The organism is Streptomyces cellostaticus, from assembly GCF_001513965.1.
GTDB lineage: Bacteria > Actinomycetota > Actinomycetes > Streptomycetales > Streptomycetaceae > Streptomyces > Streptomyces cellostaticus.
In genome coordinates this window covers 243,019-260,698 of the sequence record NZ_KQ948024.1, presented here as the reverse complement: position 1 = coordinate 260,698, position 17,680 = coordinate 243,019, and the positions used below count along the sequence as shown (strand labels likewise).

At 71.6% G+C, this 17,680-nt stretch carries 13 protein-coding genes; 3 read left to right on the top strand and 10 right to left on the bottom strand.

Features of this window, described 5'->3' with window-relative positions; all coding sequences use genetic code 11:
• Nucleotides 1-82: 82 nt before the first annotated feature.
• Both AQI88_RS21185 and AQI88_RS21180 read right to left on the bottom strand, forming a co-directional pair.
• Complete coding sequence (locus AQI88_RS21185) at nt 83-949, bottom strand: ABC transporter ATP-binding protein (protein ID WP_067001618.1); 867 nt, start codon at nt 947-949, stop codon at nt 83-85.
• Nucleotides 942-1,856 carry an ABC transporter permease gene (locus AQI88_RS21180; RefSeq protein ID WP_067001615.1) on the bottom strand — a complete coding sequence of 305 codons (915 nt, stop codon included), beginning with the start codon at nt 1,854-1,856 and terminating at the stop codon, nt 942-944. Before AQI88_RS21180 ends, AQI88_RS21185 begins: the two co-directional genes overlap by 8 nt.
• Before the next feature lie 201 nt (nt 1,857-2,057).
• Here AQI88_RS21180 and AQI88_RS21175 point away from each other — a divergent pair, with 201 nt between their 5' ends.
• Nucleotides 2,058-2,684, top strand: coding sequence for a TetR/AcrR family transcriptional regulator (locus AQI88_RS21175; RefSeq protein WP_067001775.1), 627 nt, complete (start codon nt 2,058-2,060; stop codon nt 2,682-2,684).
• A 154-nt stretch (nt 2,685-2,838) separates the two neighbouring features.
• On the opposite strand, the gene galE is transcribed toward AQI88_RS21175, so the two are convergent.
• The 3 genes from galE to AQI88_RS21160 all read right to left on the bottom strand — a co-directional run bounded on the left by galE (nt 2,839) and on the right by AQI88_RS21160 (nt 6,824).
• A complete protein-coding gene (gene galE, locus AQI88_RS21170) occupies nt 2,839-3,819 on the bottom strand; it encodes a UDP-glucose 4-epimerase GalE (RefSeq protein WP_067001612.1) in 981 nt (326 codons plus the stop codon).
• Between the two features lie 78 nt (nt 3,820-3,897).
• Nucleotides 3,898-5,508, bottom strand: a complete 1,611-nt coding sequence (locus AQI88_RS21165) for a glycosyltransferase family 2 protein (protein WP_067001608.1) — start codon at nt 5,506-5,508, stop codon at nt 3,898-3,900.
• Between the two features lie 44 nt (nt 5,509-5,552).
• Entirely contained in the window at nt 5,553-6,824 is a 1,272-nt protein-coding gene (locus AQI88_RS21160) for a glycosyltransferase 87 family protein (protein WP_208615849.1), read from the bottom strand.
• Between the two features lie 271 nt (nt 6,825-7,095).
• Here AQI88_RS21160 and AQI88_RS21155 point away from each other — a divergent pair, with 271 nt between their 5' ends.
• A complete protein-coding gene (locus AQI88_RS21155) occupies nt 7,096-8,742 on the top strand; it encodes a glycosyltransferase family 39 protein (protein WP_208615850.1) in 1,647 nt (548 codons plus the stop codon).
• Here the strand turns inward: AQI88_RS21155 and AQI88_RS21150 are convergent.
• Nucleotides 8,627-9,139: a MarR family winged helix-turn-helix transcriptional regulator gene (locus AQI88_RS21150; protein WP_067001602.1), complete on the bottom strand. Its 513-nt coding sequence runs from the start codon at nt 9,137-9,139 to the stop codon at nt 8,627-8,629. The genes AQI88_RS21155 and AQI88_RS21150 overlap by 116 nt on opposite strands.
• A gap of 74 nt (nt 9,140-9,213) precedes the next feature.
• Here AQI88_RS21150 and AQI88_RS21145 point away from each other — a divergent pair, with 74 nt between their 5' ends.
• Complete coding sequence (locus AQI88_RS21145) at nt 9,214-9,627, top strand: organic hydroperoxide resistance protein (protein WP_067001772.1); 414 nt, start codon at nt 9,214-9,216, stop codon at nt 9,625-9,627.
• Between the two features lie 39 nt (nt 9,628-9,666).
• On the opposite strand, the gene AQI88_RS21140 is transcribed toward AQI88_RS21145, so the two are convergent.
• From AQI88_RS21140 to AQI88_RS21125, 4 genes are all read right to left on the bottom strand, one after another.
• Entirely contained in the window at nt 9,667-11,898 is a 2,232-nt protein-coding gene (locus AQI88_RS21140; RefSeq protein WP_067001599.1) for a bifunctional glycosyltransferase/CDP-glycerol:glycerophosphate glycerophosphotransferase, read from the bottom strand.
• Nucleotides 11,899-11,904: 6 nt separating this feature from the next.
• Nucleotides 11,905-14,115, bottom strand: a complete 2,211-nt coding sequence (locus tag AQI88_RS21135) for a bifunctional glycosyltransferase/CDP-glycerol:glycerophosphate glycerophosphotransferase (protein ID WP_067001596.1) — start codon at nt 14,113-14,115, stop codon at nt 11,905-11,907.
• Between the two features lie 125 nt (nt 14,116-14,240).
• Nucleotides 14,241-16,508: a bifunctional glycosyltransferase/CDP-glycerol:glycerophosphate glycerophosphotransferase gene (locus tag AQI88_RS21130; protein WP_067001593.1), complete on the bottom strand. Its 2,268-nt coding sequence runs from the start codon at nt 16,506-16,508 to the stop codon at nt 14,241-14,243.
• 155 nt (nt 16,509-16,663) lie between these two features.
• Complete coding sequence (locus AQI88_RS21125; protein ID WP_067001590.1) at nt 16,664-17,575, bottom strand: carbohydrate ABC transporter permease; 912 nt, start codon at nt 17,573-17,575, stop codon at nt 16,664-16,666.
• Nucleotides 17,576-17,680: the final 105 nt, after the last annotated feature.

The window sequence follows — 17,680 nt, the reverse complement described above, 5'->3', positions numbered from 1 at the left end:
GCTCGTCGTCGCGGGGAACCCTTCATAACATACTGTCACTAGAGGTATGAAAGGGATAACACGCTTGGGGTAAGAGCAGGGCTCATGAAGGAAGAGGCACTTTGGACGCCTCCGGTTTCGCTGGCGTCTGCTTCGGCGTCGTCTTCTTCGCCGTTTTGTCGCTCTTGTCGCCGGTGAAGGCCTCGTACTCCTTCAGGACGTCCTCGGTCGGCCCGTCCATGCGCAGCTCGCCGCGCTCCAGCCACAGGACCCGCTCGCAGGTGTCGCGGATCGACTTGTTGTTGTGGCTGACCAGGAAGACGGTGCCCGCGTGCTGCCGCAGCTCACGGATCCGCTCCTCGGAGCGCACCTGGAACTTGCGGTCACCGGTGGCGAGGGCCTCGTCGATCAGCAGGACGTCGTGGTCCTTGGCGGCGGCGATGGAGAAGCGCAGCCGGGCGGCCATGCCGGAGGAGTACGTCCGCATCGGCAGGGTGATGAAGTCGCCCTTCTCGTTGATCCCGGAGAAGTCGACGATGTCCTGGTAGCGCTCCTTGACCTGCTCGCGGGACATGCCCATGGCGAGGCCGCCGAGGTAGACGTTGCGCTCGCCCGTCAGGTCGTTCATCAGGGCCGCGTTGACGCCGAGCAGCGAGGGCTGGCCGTGGGTGTAGATGTGGCCGTTCTCCACCGGGAGCAGCCCGGCGACCGCCTTGAGCAGCGTCGACTTGCCGGAACCGTTCGTGCCGATGAGCCCGATCGCCTCGCCCTTGTAGGCGATGAACGAGACCTTCTTCACCGCGTGCACCTTGCGCACGCCGGCCGCCTGCTCGGCCTGCTTGCGGCGCAGGATGCGGTTGAGGGCGGCGGTGGCGGAGCCGCGGCCCGCGCCGGTGCCGTTGACCCGGTAGACGATGTCGACGTTGTCGGCGACGACGGTGGGGATCTGCTCGTTCGCGTTGTCAGCCACGGCCGTACGTCTCCTCAGCCTTCCAGAAGTAGATGAAGCCGCCGATCCCGGCGAGCAGCGCCCAGCCGGCGGCCACCGCCCACACGTGCGGGGGCAGCTGCTTGGAGTGGAAGCTGTCGATCAGCGCGAACCGCATCAGGTCGATGTACACGGCGGCCGGATTGTTCTCCAGCAGGACGAAAACGATGTGCGGCAGGTGGTCCTTCTTGGTGAGCTTGCCGATGCTCCACATCACGCCGGACACGTACATCCAGGTGCGCAGCACGAACGGCATCAGCTGGGCGATGTCCGGGGTCTTCGCGCCCATCCGCGCCATGATCATCGACACGCCGGTGTTGAACGTGGACTGCAGGATCAGGGCCGGGATCGCCAGCAGCCAGGAGGCGGCGACCGGCACGCCGAAGCAGAGCAGGATGACGATCAGCGCGCCCATCGAGAACAGCAGTTGCTGGAGCTGCTGGAGTGCGAAGGAGATCGGCAGCGCGGCGCGCGGGAAGTGCAGGGCGCGGACCAGGCCGAGGTTGCCGGAGATCGCCCGGGTGCCGGCCATGATCGAGCTCTGCGTGAACGTCCAGATGAACACGCCCGTGACCAGGAACGGGATGTAGTCCGGCACGTGCTGCTTGGTGCCCAGCAGCACACCGAAGATGAAGTAGTAGACCGCCGCGTTCAGCAGCGGGGTCATGACCTGCCAGACCTGGCCGAGCTTCGCCTGGCTGTACTGGGCGGTGAGCTTGGCGGTGGCGAAGGCGGTGATGAAGTGGCGGCGGGCCCAGAGCTGGCGGACGTACTCCGGCAGGGAGGGGCGGGCGCCGCTGACGGAGAGACCGTGCCGGGCGGCCAGCGCCGCGAGGTCGTCGTCGGCCGGGACCTGGGTGGGGGGCGGTGTGTGGAGGACCTGGCTCACATCCGCTGCTTTCGCTCGGGGGGAGGGGGGGCGACCGGCTGCCGCCGGGGCTGAGCGGGCCTCGTCCGTCGTCCGGCGTTTCCTTACGCTTCTCTTCATGTTCTCTTACGTCGGGACGGGACCGTATCGTCGCAACGTGAGCGTAGAACCATCGACCGTCGGGACGCAACCGTTTCGTCGTAACGCCCTATGCTGGTCCGCATGACGACGAACGCCGACGAGGCCCCGAAGCGCGCGCGCCGACGGGCCCCCGCCGGGGCCGCCGTGCTCCGGGAGGACGTGACCGAGGCCATCCGCGCGGCCGTCTTCGAGGAACTGGCGGCCGTCGGCTACGCCCGTATGTCCATCGAGGGCATCGCGCGCCGGGCGGGCGTCGGCAAGACGGCGGTGTACCGCCGCTGGCGCTCCAAGCTGCACCTGGTGCTGGACGTGGTGTCGGCGATGGCGGTGCTGGGCCTGCCGGTGCCCGACACGGGCTCCCTGGAGGGTGACCTGCGACTGTTGTACGAGGTGACGTCCCGCGCCCTGCGCCACCCCGTCGCCTCGCAGATCATCCCCGACCTCCAGGCGGAGGCGGCCCGCAATCCCGATATCGCCGAGGCCATGCAGAAGGCGCTGCGGGACGGGCAGGAGGGGGTTGCCAGCAAGATCGTGGCGGCGGCGGAACAGCGGGGCGAGGTCCGGTCCGGCGTCGACCCCGACCTGGCCCTGGACCTGATCTCCGGCCCGCTGTACTGGCGCTCGGTGGTGATCCGCACCCCGAAGCTGCCCAAGGGGTATCTGGAGAGCCTGGCCCGGGCTACGGCGGGTGCGCTGAAGGCGTTGTGAGGGCCGCGGTGCTGTGCCTGGGCGGGGGTGAGTTTCGCTCGCCCGCGCCCCCGAAGGGGCGCGGGGAACTGCGCGAGCGGCCACAAGGTGTCCGCAGTCGGGGACGGCCCGCACCGCAACGGCGGCTGTCCGGGCGACGTGCCCTCCGCCGAGGTTACGACCGTGCCGCCTCCGGGTGCAGCCGTACCCAGCCCTCCCAGGCCGAGGTGATCATGTCCTCGACGTCGTACTTCGCCGTCCAGCCCAGTTCCGTGGCGATGCGGTCGGCGGAGGCGACGACCCGGGCGGGGTCGCCGGGGCGGCGCGGGGTGACGGTGGGGGGACGGTCGTAGCCGGTGACCGCGTTGATCTGGTCGATCATCTCGCGGACCGAAACGCCCTCCCCACGGCCGATGTTGAGGGTCAGGTCGTGGCCGGGAGTGGAACGCAGGGCGCGGGCGACCGTGACATGGGCCTCGGCCAGGTCGACCACGTGGATGTAGTCGCGGACACAGGTGCCGTCGGGGGTCGGGTAGTCGTCGCCGAAGATGCGCGGGGGTGCGCCCTCGGTGAGCTTCTCGAAGACCATCGGGACGAGGTTGAAGACGCCCGTGTCCGCCAGGGCGGGGGTGGCCGCGCCCGCCACGTTGAAGTAGCGCAGGGACGCGGTCGCCAGGCTCGTCGCCCGGCCCGTCGCGCGGACCAGCCACTCGCCGGCCAGCTTGGTCTCGCCGTAGGGGGAGAGGGGGAGACAGGGGGTCTCCTCGGTCACGAGGTCCACGTCCGGCATGCCGTACACCGCCGCCGACGACGAGAACAGGAACGACGGCACCTGCGCGGCCGTCACCGCCTCCAGCAGGACGCGCAGGCCCTCCACGTTCTCCCGGTAGTAGTGCAGCGGCAGGTCCACGGACTCGCCCACCTGCTTCTTCGCCGCGAGGTGGACGACCCCGGTGACCTCGTGCTCGGCGAGGGTGCGGGCCAGTTTCTCGCCGTCCAGGACGGAGCCCACGACCAGCGGCACCTCCTGGGGCACGCGCTCGGCGACGCCGGTGGACAGGTCGTCGTAGACCACCGTCCGCTCGCCCGCCTCGGCCATCGCGCGTACGACGTGCGCCCCGATGTATCCGGCGCCGCCGGTGATCAGCCAGGTCATGTACCGCTTGTCCCCTCATCGACCGGCCTGTGGCGGCCGGTGGCTCTCAGTCCCGTGTCTGTCGGTGCAGCCCGGTGCTCAGTGAAGCAGGCGGCGGAGCCGTCCACGGGCGATCTTCATGACTCCGCGCAGCCCGGTGGCCATGCGCAGTGCCAGCGCACCGGAGTGCGTGGCGTACGGCTGGACCAGCAGCACGCCGTGCCGGGCGCTCGGGACGGCGCGGCGGCGCAGCCGGCCGGCGCCCGTCAGGGCGTGCGCCGTGACGTCCCGGTGCGTGCCGTCCGCGAAGCGCACGGTCAGGTTCAGGTCCCAGGTGCCCACGCCGAGCGCGGCCAGGTCGACGGGCACCTCGGCGGACCAGCTGTCCTCGCCCGAGGGTGCGAAGGCGGTCGTCGCGCGCTGGGCCGTGCGCCCGTTCTCCCTGCACTGCCACTCCGCCTCCACCTCCTGCGGCCCGGCCTCGGCCATCCGCCCGTACAGCTCGTGCAGCCGCAGACACAGGCGGGCGCCACGCGCGCGTGGGTGCAGTTCGCCGTCCACGGCGAGCGGCAGGAGGCGGGTCGGGCGGGTCAGGAAGGGGGTGAGGGTGACCTGGGGGAGGCCGTCGGACCAGACGGGCGTGCCGTCGGGGGTGCGGGCGTAGGGCGGGAGCAGCCGGGCCGGGCGGGCGGCCAGCTCCTTCAGCCGGGGCAGGTCGCCCGGCTCGGGGGACTCCACGATGACCCGGGCGAGCAGCCGGCCGGGTGCACCCGGGTTCAGCTCCCAGTCGGCGGCGTCGTAGCGCTCGAGGTACTCGCGGGTGTGTTCCCACCACGCGCGCTGGTAGTCCGCATCGCGCAACCCCAGCTCGCGCGCGTACATCCGCACCTCGTGGTCCAGGAACTTGGCCCGCGCGGCCCGCGCCAGCTCCTTCTGGCCGGCGCTCAGCAGAATGTCGTACGCCAGCGCGCACGCCTCCGTACGCGCCTTCCAGTTGTCGATGCGCCCTCGGTCCAGGGAGAGCGACAACTGCTCGGCGGACCGGCGCACGTGCCACACGTACACGCGGTCCGGTACGAGCGCGATGCGCGGCGCGGCGGCCAGCACCCGCGCCGTGAAGACGATGTCCTCGTAGAGGAAGCGCCCTTCGGGGAAGCGGATGTCGTGCTCGCGCAGGAAGTCGGTCCTGTACAGCTTGTTGACGCACAGCGTGTCGTGGACCAGACGGGGGCGCTGCGAGGGGCGCGCGAGAACGGTCTGCACCGTGTAGAGGGGTGCCTGCCAGGGCTGTTCGCTCCCCGAGGGCAGCTCCCGGCGCACGCACAGGCCGCTCGTGACCTCGGCGCGCGCCCGTGCGGCCGCCGCCAGCAGCGCGTCCACCGCACCGGGCGGCAGCACGTCGTCGCTGTCCAGGAACATCACGTACGGCATCGTCACCGCGTCGATCCCGGTGTTGCGCGGGCTGCCGCAGCCCCCGCTGTTCACCTCCCGGCGCACCACCCGCAGTCTGGGCTCCTCGGCGGCAAGGCGGGCGAGCAGCTCGCCGCTGCCGTCGGTGGAGCAGTCGTCCACGGCGACGACCTCACCGACGGCCGGCCCCTGATCGAGCGCCGAGCGCACGGCTTCGGCCACATGGGCGGCGTCGTTGTAGCCGATGACGACGACACCGACCTGGGGGGTCGGCTGCGGGTCTGGCAGGTCTGGATGCATGGGGTCCACGAGCCGGGAGCGTAGAAATGTTCGGTAATAACCCGTTAAGAGACGCTTAGCGCTCGATCCTGAAGACGGTCGGAATCGGGTCGGGGTTCCCTCGCGGGCACGGTATTTCCCGCGGACGGCCGCGTGGAGCGCCACAGCCGGACGAAGGACAGCACCGCGGCGGCCGCCAGCGTTGCGTTGCGGGCCAGCATCAGCAGGCAGCCCGTCCAGGTGCCGTCGACCACCTCACGGTAGAACATCGGGAAGGCCACGCTGCTCAGCGCGCTCGCCGCGAGGACCAGCAGGGCCACCGGGCGCTGGCTCGTGTACCGCGAGGTGAGGCACACGGCGGCCAGGCCGAGCAGCCAGATCATGTACTGGGGGCTGATGACCCGGCTGGTGACGGTGAACAGCAGCACCGCGCTCAGCGCGGCGTCGAACGGCGTGGCCTCGCTCCAGCGCCGCGCCCGCACCCGCCACAGCAGCAGCAGCCCGAAGGCGGCCGCCGTGCACGTGAGGGAGGCGGTGGTGACGGCGGTCACGTGCGGACCGGCCAGTTCGATCGCGCCATACCGGTACTGGGCCCGGCCGGGCCAGCCGGCGTGCCGCGCGAGGTTGAGCGCCGTACCGCCGAGCGACTCGATCTGCACGCCCCGGCCGCCCTGCTCCCGCACGAAGGCGAGCGGATTGTTGAACGACACCGCCAAGAGGGCCAGGGCGGCGGCCCCGCCCGCCGTCGCCCACGTCCACGCCGTCCGGGTCGTACGCTCCCGGGGCGTCCCCAGCAGCACCAGCGCCGGCCACACCTTCACCAGCGCGCCCAGCGCCCCGTACACACCGCCCGCGCGTGGGGAACGCGCCAACGCCAACAAGGAGAGGACGGCGAGCGCGGTCACCTGCACGTCGTAGCGCGCGAGCGGCAGGTGCAGCAGCAGCGGCAGACCGCCGGTCCACAGGGCCGCGCCGAGCAGGCTCCGGCCCGGCCGCGTCCCCGCGCGGACCAGTGCCGTCGCGACCAGCGCGTCCGCGGCCAGCGTCAGCACCACGAACGCCTGAAAGTACGTCAACCACGGCAGCAGGCCCGGCGCCAGCAGCACCACGCCCGCGCCGGGCGGGTACTGCCACGTGGTGTCGTGTGCCGGGAACGCGCCGTGGCCCAGGACGCCGTACCAGTGGACGTACAACCGCCACACCTCACGCGTCACCGAACCCCCGCCGAGCAGGCGTGCACTGTCGTGGGTCAGCAGCCACAGCATCAGCGCGCGGGTGGCGAGCCAGACGGCGGTGAGGGCGAGGACCGGGCCGGGGGTGACACGGGGACGGTTCATCACGTGGGAGCCTAATGTGGGCGGATGGTGTATCCATGCCGATACGCCGTCAATGAGCGGAAAAGATTGGCTAATCGCAAAAGATCGAGCCGTGGTGAACGTCAGGCCTCAGGGGAAACCACCGTCACGCAGGGCGGCAGCAGCGGCAGCCGTCGTACCGACCGGTGCAACGACCGACGCGGCGGGCGGTGCGCCGAGTGCGCCCGATGCGCCGGGCCACGTCCCGTCGCGCGACCGGCGCGCGGTCGCCGTGTCGGTGCCCGTGCTGGTGATGCTCGCGCTCGGGCTCTGGGGTCTCGACCGCGGCGCGATGTGGCGTGACGAGGCGGTCACCTTCCAGGTCGCGGGCCGTACGGCGCCGCAGATCTGGCGGCTGCTGCACGGGGTGGACGCGGTGCACGGCCTGTACTACCTCCTCATGCACGCCGTCCTCGCCGTCCACCCCGGCGAGGTCGTCCTCAGGCTTCCGTCCGTCTGTGCGGCGGCGGCCACCGCGGGCCTGGTGGCCGCGCTCGGCACCCGGCTGGTCCGGCCGCGCGTCGGGCTGTGGGCCGGGCTGCTGTACGCGATCACGCCGATGGCCGGTCACTACGCGCAGGAGGGCCGCTCCTACGCCCTGGTCGCGGTCGGCGCCACGGGGGCGACACTGCTGTTCGTCCGGGCCGTGCAGGGGGGTTCCTGGTGGGTCTACGGCGCCGTCCTCGGCCTCACCTGCTGGCTGCACGAGTTCGCGGTCCTGCTGCTGCTCGCCCACGCGGTGTCGCTGGCGCTGGCCCGGGCGGGGGTGCGGGCGTGGCGGGGGTGGGGGTGTGCGGCAGGCGCGGTGTCGCTCGCGCTGCTGCCGATGGTCCTCGTCTCGCGTGAGCAGTCGGCGCAGGTGGCGTGGTTGCGGGAGCCGACCGTGGAGACGGCGCAGGGGTTGCTGCGGACGTTTCTCGGACCGACGGACGGGGTGTACTGGGCGTGTCTCGGGCTGGCGGTGCTGGGGCTGGTGGGGGTGGTGGGGCGGCGGGGCGAGGTGACCTGTGCGGGGGTCTGTCTTCCGTTGGCCGTGGTGCCGCCGGTTGCGCTGATACTGGCGTCGCAGGTCTCGCCGCTGTACGTCGACCGGTACGTGCTGTATGCCCTGTCGGGGGCGCCGGTGTTGGTGGCGGCGGGGGCGGATCGGGTGGCGGGGGTCGTCGGCCGCCTGTCGGCCGGTGGTCGTCGTGTGCCCGCCCTCCCTCACTCTCGGCTTCGCTCGAGCGGGGGGACCCCCATCGCCCTGCGGAACGACTGCCCACACGACGACGGGACGCCGGAAAGGCACCCGGCACCGCAGTTGCTGGTCTCCCTGACCGGTGTTCTCGCCCTTGCTCTCGTTCTCGTCCAGCAGCTTCCCCTGCTCCGGGACGACCGCAGTCCTGCCCGTCGGCCCGATGACCTCGCCGCTGTCTCCCGGGTTGCCGCGCGGGAGTTGCGGGCCGGGGACCCCGTGCTCTTTGTGCCGGTGCAGGCGCGGAACGTGGCTCTTGCCTACCCGGGGGCGTTCCGGGGGGCCCGGGACGTGGCGCTGGCGGAGGGCGGGGCCGAGTCCGGGACGCTGTACGGGCGGGAGGTGGGTCCGGGCGTCCTGAGCCGACGGATGGCCCGGCTCGACCGGGTGTGGGTCCTCGCCGACCGGGATCTGCTCGCCGGGCGCTGGACGCCGGGCAGTTCCGCCGAGCGGGCCAAACTCGCCGTCCTGGAGCGGGAGTTCGTCCCCGGGCAGGAGTTGGTGCAGGGCGATGTGAGCATCCGGCTCTACGTCCGCCCGAGCCGGGTCAGTGGTGCTCGGGAGCCTCTTCCAGGGCCGCCGTGTCCAGCGCGGCCGTCAGCCGGTCCAGGCGTTCGCGCAGCTCGCCGATCTCGGTCAGCTCGAAGCCCGTCGCCGCCATGATGCGGCGCGGCACCTGAAGGGCCCGCTCGCGCAGCGCAGCGCCCTCCCCGGTCAGCCGCACCTGTACCGACCGCTCGTCGTGCGCGCTGCGCTCGCGCCGCACCAGACCGGCCCCCTCCAGCCGCTTGACCAGCGGTGACAGCGTGCCGGAGTCGAGGCGCAGATGCTCGCCGAGCTTCTTGACCGGCAGGTCGCCCTGCTCCCACAGCACCAGCATCACCAGGTACTGCGGGTAGGTGAGCCCGAGGTCCTTGAGGATCACGCGGTAGACGCTGTTGAAGGCGCGGGACGCCGCGTGCAGCGAGAAGCAGATCTGGCGGTCCAGGCGGAGCCAGTCCGCCTCGGGGGCGGGGGTCTGGGTGGCGGTCATGGTTCCAGGGTAGCTCTTGCGAGCCATTGAGTTGTGCACAACTTAATCGTGTGCTCTACTTGTGGTTGCAACGAACCCCACACTCCAGAGGGATGGTCTTCATGGACGCGCTCTACACCGCTGTCGCCACCGCCACCCACGGCCGCGAGGGCCGTGCCGTCTCCTCCGACGGCAAGATCGACCTCGCCCTGGCCATGCCGGTGGAGCTGGGCGGCAACGGCCAGGGCACCAACCCCGAGCAGCTCTTCGCCGCCGGCTACGCCGCCTGCTTCGGCAGCGCCCTCGGCCTCGTCGGCCGGCAGGCGAAGGTGGACGTCAGCGACGCCGCGGTGACCGCCGAGGTCGGCATCGGCAAGCAGGGCGAGGGCTTCGGCCTGAAGGTGACGCTGCGCATCGAGCTGCCCGAGACCCTGGACGAGGCGACCGGCCGCAAGCTGGTCGAGACCGCCCACCAGGTCTGCCCCTACTCCAACGCCACCCGCGGCAACATCGAGGTCGACCTCGTCATCGAGTAAGACACCGAGTAAGCCGGTCTCGTCGGTGACCTGCCGGCCTCACCTCGAGGCCAGCAGGTCATCCGTGACGCTCTGACCGGGGATCCGCACCGCACCCGGCTCGGCAGCGGGCATCGGCTCGCCGAGCAGCAGTGTCCGTACGACCCGCTCGGCAGCCCGCCCGTCGTCGTACTCGCAGAACCGCGCCCGGAAGTCCGCCCGCAGCCGCGCCGACTCCTCGTCCCGCCATGACCCGGAGGCGAACAGCCAGGCCAGCTCCCGGTAGGAGCGCGACACATGGCCCGGCGCCTCGGCGGTGATGTCGAGGTAGGCGCCCCGGCTCGCGGTGTACGCGGCCCAGTCGTCGGCATGGACCACGATCGGCCGGTCCAGGTTGGCGTAGTCGAACATCAGCGCCGAGTAGTCGGTGAGCAGCGCGTCGGAGGCGAGCATCACCTCCTCGACGTGCGGCTCGTCGGTCGCATCCACCACGATCCCGCGCCGGGCCAGCTCGGCCAGGCCCAGGCCGCGGGCGGGACCGGTCGCCAGCGTCGGGTGCAGCCGGACCACCAGCGTGTGGCCCTCGCCCAGGTCGGCCGCGAACCGGGCCAGGTCGATCCGGTCCACGTGTCCGCCCCGGCGGTAGTCCCGGCGGGTCGGCGCGTACAGCACCACCGTGTGGTCCTCGGGGATGCCGTGCCGCAGCCGGAAATCGCCGCCGCCCGGGTCACCGGCGCCGACCAGCACGTCGTTGCGCGGGCTGCCGGTGCGCGCCGAGGCGAAGTGGCAGGGGTAGGCCCGCTCCCAGACCAGCTCGGAGTGGCGGTTGGCGACCAGGCTGTAGTCCCAGCGGTCGGCCCGGCGCAGCATCTGCGGCACGTCGAAACCGAGCCGGGCGCCGGGCTTGTCCAGCAGGTCGGCGCCCATGTACTTCAGCGGGGTGCCCTGGTGGGTGTGGACGTGCACGCTCCCGGGCCGCTTGGCCAGCGAGCCGGGCCAGTTGACGTCGTTCACGAAGAAGTTCGCCCGCGCGGTGACCTCCAGATAGCGCCGGGAACCCACGATCACGTGCTCGACGCCCGGCGGCAGCTGCGCCGCGGTCTCCTCGTCCCGTACCACCCACACCCCGCGCAGCTGCGGGGCGATCTCGGCCGCCTTGCGGTACACGGCCGCAGGATCGCCCAGCACGCCCCGGTGCGAGGACGCCGAGTACACCACCAGGTGCGGGTCCAGCGGCAGGCGCGCACGCAGCCCCGCCCAGCCGCGCCGGGCCCGTGCCGCGGTCGTCCGGCGGGTCTGCTCCGCCCGCCGTCCGGCCTCCCGTCCGGCCAGCGCGGCCTGCCGCTTCAGCCGGTATGCCGCGTAGCCGCCCTCCAGCAGGGCGACCTCACCGTCCAGGAGGGCGCCCTCGGGCTTGTGCCTGCGGAACAGCTGTGCCGTACGCCGGAAGAACTCGGCCTTGTCCGCGGGCGGCAGCCGGTCCGGCTTGGCGAGGATGTCCAGGCAGTGCTCGCCCATCTTGCGGTGCAGGTACGGCCGCCAGCTCCACAGCTGCTCGTGCCGCTCCACGAAGGCGAAGACCCGCTCGTACTGGTCGTGGATGTCGAAGTGCTTGCGGCTGGTGGTGGACAGGATGTTGCCCTGGCGGCGCTGCCGGTAGTTCAGGCAGATCCGGTCCAGGGCGGCGATCCGGCGGGCGCTGAGCATGACCGGGAAGGTCCAGGGGGTGTCCTCGTAGTACCCGGGCGGGAACTCGAAGCCGTTCTCCTCGACGAAGTCGCGCCGGTAGACCTTGTTCCACACCACCATCAGCAGGTCCAGGATCTCCGGCCGGTCGGCGACCGTGAAGGTGTCCGCGCCGGCCTCGGCGAGCACGTGCGCGAGCACATTGCGCCGGGTGCCGCCCCACCAGTAGGTGCGCGCGTAGTCGAATACGAGGACATCGGGGCCGTCCGGGTCGCCGGCCTCCGCCAGCCGGTCGGCCATGGCGCGCAGCGCGCCCGGGGTGAGCGTGTCGTCGCTGTCCAGGAAGAACAGGTAGTCGCCGGTGGCGTGCGGCAGCCCGGCGTTGCGGGCGCGGCCGAGGCCGACGTTCTGCGGCAGGTGCAGCACCTTCACGCGCGGGTCGCGGTCCGCGTACTCGTCCAGGATCGCGCCGCAGCCGTCCGGCGAGCAGTCGTCCACGGCGATCAGCTCGAAGTCGTTGAAGGACTGCAACAGCACCGAGTCGAGGCACTCGCGCAGGAAGCCCTGCACCTTGAAACAGGGGACGATGACACTGAAGCGGGGCACGGCGGGTCAGCTCCTCACGAGGGTCGCGGCGGCGGGGGCGGGGATGCGCTCCGCGAGCGGGATCACCGGCGGAATCGCCTCCGGCGGCTCGCCGAGCAGCACCCGCCGTACGACGCGTTCCGCGGCCCGCCCGTCGTCGAACTGGCAGAACCGCCCGCGGAACGCGGTCCGCAGGGCCTTGGCCTCCGGTCCCGTGTACGAGCCGTCACGGAAGACCCGGGCCAGCTCCTCGGGGGTGCGGACGACCGGCCCCGGCGGCTCGGTCACCAGGTCGAAGTAGACGCCCCGCGTCTCCTGGTAGACCTCCCAGTCGTCGGCGTACACGACGATCGGCCGGTCCAGGTTCGCGTAGTCGAACATGATGGAGGAGTAGTCGGTGACCAGCGCGTCCGCCGCCAGGCACACGTCCTCGGCGGAGCGGTGCGCGGTGACGTCGATGATCCGGCTCATCCGGCCCGGGCCCTGCAAGCGCCCCCGGTCGTAGAAGTAGTGGGCGCGCAGGAGCACGACCACGTCCTCGCCGGCCGCCGCGCAGAACGCCTCCAGGTCCAGGCCGGCCTCGAAGCCGGTGTGGTGGTCGCGGTGGGTCGGCGCGTACAGCACGGCCGTCGTGCCTTCGGGCACGCCCAGTTCGTGCCGGACCCGGGCGACGTCCTCGGCGGTCGCCGTGTAGTAGACGTCGTTGCGTGGATAGCCGTACTCCAGATGCTCGTACGAGCCGGGGAAGGCGCGCTCCCACATCTGGGTGGAGTGGCGGTTGGCGGACAGGTTGAAGTCCCAGCGGTCCACCCGGCCCAGCAGCTTGGTGTAACTGCCGGACTGCGCGGCCACCACCGGGTACGTCGACTGGTCCACGCCCATCGTCTTCAGCGGGGTGCCGTGCTGGGTCTGCAGGTGCACGCTGCCTCGCCGCTTGACGATCCCCTCGGCGAAGTTGGCGTTGTTGACCAGGTACTTGGCGCGGGCCAGTACTTCCCAGGCGCGGCGCGAGCCGATCACCGCGAAGTCGACGTCCTCGGGCATCGCATGGGCCTGGTCGGCCTCGACCAGGAACACCGGGCGGATGTGCGGGGCGAGCTCGCGGGCCTTGGCGTGGATCGCGGCCGGGTTGCAGGCGTAGCCGCGGCCCCAGTAGGCGCAGAACACGGCCAGGCCGGGATCCAGGGGGCGGCGCAGATCGCAGGCGTAGCGCAGCCGGGTGCGCAGCATGTGCGGGTGCGGGAGGCTCTCCGAGGCCTTCGCCGCCGCCTGGTTGGCGCCGCGCAGTGCGCGGAACGCGGTGTACGCGCCGGTCGCCAGCAGCCGGTGCTGCACGCCCAGGCTGCCGCCCGGCGCGCGGTGGCCCGCGGGCCGGTGCGCCCGGTACAGCCGGCCGGCCCGGCGGAAGAACGCCCGGTGTCCCGAGGGCAGCCGCTCCGGCCGGGACGCCGTCTTCAGCACATACGTGAACAGCTGCTCGAACAGGGCCCGGGTCCGCTCGGCGGGCAGCCCGCACTCCGCCGCGAGGGTCAGCACCAGCTCCACCTGGTCCAGCAGGGCGTGCTGGTGCGGTCCGGGCAGGTTGAGCCGGCTGCCCTGCCGGCGCAGCCGGTGCCGTACGACGACCCGGCGCAGCACCGCGATCCGCCGGGCGGCGAGCGTGGTCAGCCCGCCCCAGCCGAGGTCCGTGAAGTGGCTGTCCGGGAAGACGAGCCGGTGCTCGGTGAGGAAGGCGCGGCGGTAGACGGCGCTCCACGCCGGGAGCTGCACGCCGGTCAGCTCGGGGAACCGGTCCGGGGCGAAGGCGCCCTTGGGCGCCTTCGCCAGCAGCGGGGCGGCCGGGTTCGTCGGCTCGCCCTCCCACCAGGGGGTCCGCTCGTGCTCGGCGTAGAGCACATCGACGCCGGCGGTCTCGGTCAGCCGCGCGTCCAGCGCCGCCAGCGCGCCCGGCAGCAGCAGGTCGTCGCCGTCGAGGAACAGTACGTACGCGCCGGTCGCCGCCCGCATCCCGGCGTTGCGCGCCCCGCTCAGACCGGCGGACGGCGGTGAGTTGACCGAGGCCACCCGGGAGTCCCGCTCGGCGTATGCGGCGGCCACCGCGGCGGCCGGGGCGTCGGGAGCGTCGCAGACCGGGATCAGCTCCAGGTCGCCGAAGGACTGGCCGAGGACCGAGTCCAGCGCCTGGGACAGCCGACCAGCGACCCCGTGGGACGGGACGATGATGCTGAAGCGGGGCATTCTGCTCTTTCTGTTGTCTTGCGGACGCGGCCGGGCCGTCCGGCGGGACGCCAGGTGGACGGCCGGACCGGAGTGGGCCGCGTCGTACTGAGGGGCATGGGAACTCCCGTGAGGGCCAACGGTGTTCAGCGGCGCTCGGTGACGGGGAAGGAACCGGAAGGTTGCCGCACGGTGGCGAGCGGGGAGCGCGCGAGACCGGAGGCGGCCGACGGCACCGGCCGGCGCTCGGCGAGTGGGACGAACGCCGGCCGCCCCTGCGTCTCGCCCAGCACGACATGCCGTACGACGCGTTCGGCGGCGCGTCCGTCGTCGTACGGGCAGAACCGCTCCCGGAAGGCCGCGCGCAGCTGGGCGGAGCGCGAGCCGCGCCAGTGGCCGGTGGCGAAGATGTCGATCAGCTCGTCCTCGCTGCGGGCGACCGCGCCCGGCGGGACCTCACGCACGTCGAAGTAGGTGCCCCGGGCGGCCTCGTACGCGTCCCAGTCCGCGGTGTGCACGACGATCGGCCGGTCCAGGTTGGCGTAGTCGAACATCAGCGACGAGTAGTCGGTGACCAGCGCGTCCGAGGCGAGGCAGAGGGACTCGATGCTCGGGTGGGCGCTGACGTCGATGATCCGGTCGGCGCGGGACCGGACGAGCGGTCCGTCGTGCCAGTAGTGGGCGCGGGCCAGGACGACGAAGCGGGGGCCGAGGCGGCGCACGACGCGCTCCAGGTCGAGCGCGGGGCGCTGGGTGCGGCTGTAGTCGCGGTGGGTCGGGGCGTACAGGACCGCGACCGTGCCGTCCGGGATGCCGAGCAGGGCGCGCAGCCGGGCCACCTCGTTCGACGTGGCCTTCTGGAAGACGTCGTTGCGCGGGTAGCCGTACTCCAGCATGGTGTAGCCGCCGGGGTAGACGCGCTCCCAGGTCAGCGTGGTGTGGCGGTTGGCGGACAGGACGTAGTCCCACTTGTCGACGCCCTTGAGGAGCTCCTCGAAGTCCGTGTCACGGGCGGCCGCCGGGTGTTCCTGGAGGTCGAGGCCCATGTGCTTGAGCGGGGTGCCGTGCTGGGTCTGGACGAAGACCTGGCCGGGGCGCTTGCGCAGCCTGCGGTCGAAGTTGACGTTGTTGACCAGGTACTTGGAGCGGGCCAGCGCCGTCCAGTAGGCGGCCGTGCCCGGGCGCAGCCGGCGAGGGCCCGGCGGGAGGGTCTGGTGGTACTCGGGGCGGGCGATCCACGCCGTGCGCACATGCGGGGCGAACTGACGGAACGCGGCCTCCAGCGCGCCCGGGTTGCAGCCGTGGCCACGGCCCCAGTAGGCGGAGAAGACGGCACGGTCGGCGCGCAGCGGGAGGCGAAGCTGGATGCGGTAGTGCAGCTGGAGAGCGGCCGCCTTCAGGGCCCGGGCGAGCTTGGCGGCGAGCTTGAGCGTGCGGCGGCGGGCTGTCATGGCCAGCTGCAGGGCCCGGTAGCCGCGGTGCAGGCCCAGGCGGACCAGGGTGTGCCGCAGCCGGGTGCGCAGCGGGACGGATTCCCCCACGGCGCGGTAACGGCGGTAGTGGGCACGGGCCTTGCGCAGGAACTCGGCGCGCGCGCCGGGCGGCAGACGGTCCTTCTTCGTGAAGATCGTCGTGAAGTGGTCGACCATGCGGCGGAACAACACCGGGCGCCACCGCGCCAGTTCGGGGCGCTGCTCGACGAACGCGAAGACCCGGTCGTACTGCTCGAAGACGTCGAAGTGCTTGCGGCTGGTGGTGCCGAGGATGTTGCCCTGCCGGCGCTGCCGGTAGTGGACGCACACCCGGTCGAGGGTGGAGATCGACTCCGCGGCCATCAGTACCGGGTACGTCCAGGGCGTGTCCTCGTAGTAGCCGGTCGGGAACTCGAAGCCCTGCTGCGCGACGAACTCCCGCCGGCAGACCTTGTTCCAGGCGACCATCAGCACCCGCAGCAGCCCCGGGCGGTCCTCGAGACGGAACTGCGCGCGGCCCTGCTGGGTCAGCTGGGCGGCGAACTGGTTGCGGGCCGTCTCGCCGTCCCAGTAGGTGCGCGCGTAGTCGAAGACCAGGACGTCCGGCTCGCCGGTCTCCTTGAGCCGGTCGGCGATCGCACGCAGCGCGCCCGGGGTGAGGGTGTCGTCGCTGTCCAGGAAGAGCAGGTAGTCGCCCGTCGCCTCGGCCATGCCCGCGTTGCGGGCGCGGCCAAGACCCTGGTTCTCCGCCAGGTGCACGGCCTTGACGCGGGCGTCGCGGGCCGCGTACTCGTCGACGATGGCGCCGCAGGCATCCGGCGAGCAGTCGTCCACGGCGATCAGTTCGAGATCGGGGTACGACTGCGAGAGCACGGAATCCAGGCACTCGGACAGGTACGCCTGGACCATGTACGCGGGGACAATGACACTGAACCTGGGCAAGGCACATCCATGGGTCGGTCGGCGCGGGCGTTCTGCCCGGGAACGGCCGATGGAGTGACTTGGTTACGGCTCGTACGGCATGTGGGGGACACCCGGTGCTGTGCGGAGGGGCGGGCCACGGAAGGCCCACCCCTCGAAAAGTGCCCCTTTTGTTGCTATTTGACCGCGCCCGCCATCACCCCGGTCACGAACTGCCGCTGGAACGCGAAGAACACGGCCAGCGGGATCACCATCGAGATGAACGCGCCGGGTGCCAGCACGTCGATGTTGTTGCCGAACTGCCGTACCTGCGTCTGCAGGGCGACCGTGATCGGCTGCGAGTCGGACTTGGTGAACACCAGCGCGACCAGCATGTCGTTCCACACCCACAGGAACTGGAAGATGCCGAGGCTCGCGATCGCGGGCCCGCCGAGCGGCATCACCACCCGGGCGAACAGGCGCAGTTCACCGGCGCCGTCGAGACGGGCCGCCTCCAGGAGCTCCCTGGGGATCTCCGCGAAGAAGTTCCGCAGCAGGAACACCGCGAACGGCAGGCCGAAGCCGACATGGAACAGGATCACCCCGAAGATCGTCCCGAACAGGCCGATCCTGCCGAACAGTTCGGCGATCGGGATCAGCGCCACCTGTACCGGCACCACCAGCAGGCTGACCACGCCGAGGAACCACCAGTCCCGGCCCGGGAACTCCATCCACGCGAACGCGTACCCGGCCAGCGAGCCGATCACCACGACCAGGATCGTCGCCGGGACCGTGATCAGCACGGTGTTGAGCAGGGAGTGGGTGATGTCGCCGTTCTCCAGCAGCTTCCGGTAGCTCTCGAAGGTCAGCTGGGACGGCTTGGCGAACACCTTCCACCAGCCGCTCGCGCTCATGTCCTCCGGTGCGCGCAGGGAGGAGATGAGCAGGCCGATGGTCGGGACCAGCCAGAACAGGCCGACGAGGATGAGGAAGACGCGCACCAGTCCGCCGCTGAGCTTCTCGGTGATCTTCGAACCGAGCGACTGCCGGGCCTTCACGGTCATATCGGCGGGTGCCGCCTTTCCGACGCTTTCGGCAGCGGTCGTCATCGCCTGACCTCCCGCCGCAGCCTGCGAATGTTGCTGCGCCATCCCGGGGGATATCCCCCGGACCCCCAGCCGTCCTGAGGCACACGCGGCTTCATCGCCTGACCT

Bases quoted from the DNA above. Each gene is read 5' to 3' on its own strand.
- AQI88_RS21175 (WP_067001775.1), top strand. From the start codon at position 2,058: ATGACGACGAACGCCGACGAGGCCCCGAAGCGCGCGCGCCGACGGGCC.
- galE (WP_067001612.1), bottom strand. From the start codon at position 3,819: ATGACCTGGCTGATCACCGGCGGCGCCGGATACATCGGGGCGCACGTC.
- AQI88_RS21165 (WP_067001608.1), bottom strand. From the start codon at position 5,508: ATGCATCCAGACCTGCCAGACCCGCAGCCGACCCCCCAGGTCGGTGTC.
- AQI88_RS21160 (WP_208615849.1), bottom strand. From the start codon at position 6,824: ATGAACCGTCCCCGTGTCACCCCCGGCCCGGTCCTCGCCCTCACCGCC.
- AQI88_RS21155 (WP_208615850.1), top strand. From the start codon at position 7,096: ATGCTCGCGCTCGGGCTCTGGGGTCTCGACCGCGGCGCGATGTGGCGT.
- AQI88_RS21150 (WP_067001602.1), bottom strand. From the start codon at position 9,139: ATGGCTCGCAAGAGCTACCCTGGAACCATGACCGCCACCCAGACCCCC.
- AQI88_RS21145 (WP_067001772.1), top strand. From the start codon at position 9,214: ATGGACGCGCTCTACACCGCTGTCGCCACCGCCACCCACGGCCGCGAG.
- AQI88_RS21135 (WP_067001596.1), bottom strand. From the start codon at position 14,115: ATGCCCCGCTTCAGCATCATCGTCCCGTCCCACGGGGTCGCTGGTCGG.
- AQI88_RS21125 (WP_067001590.1), bottom strand. From the start codon at position 17,575: ATGACGACCGCTGCCGAAAGCGTCGGAAAGGCGGCACCCGCCGATATG.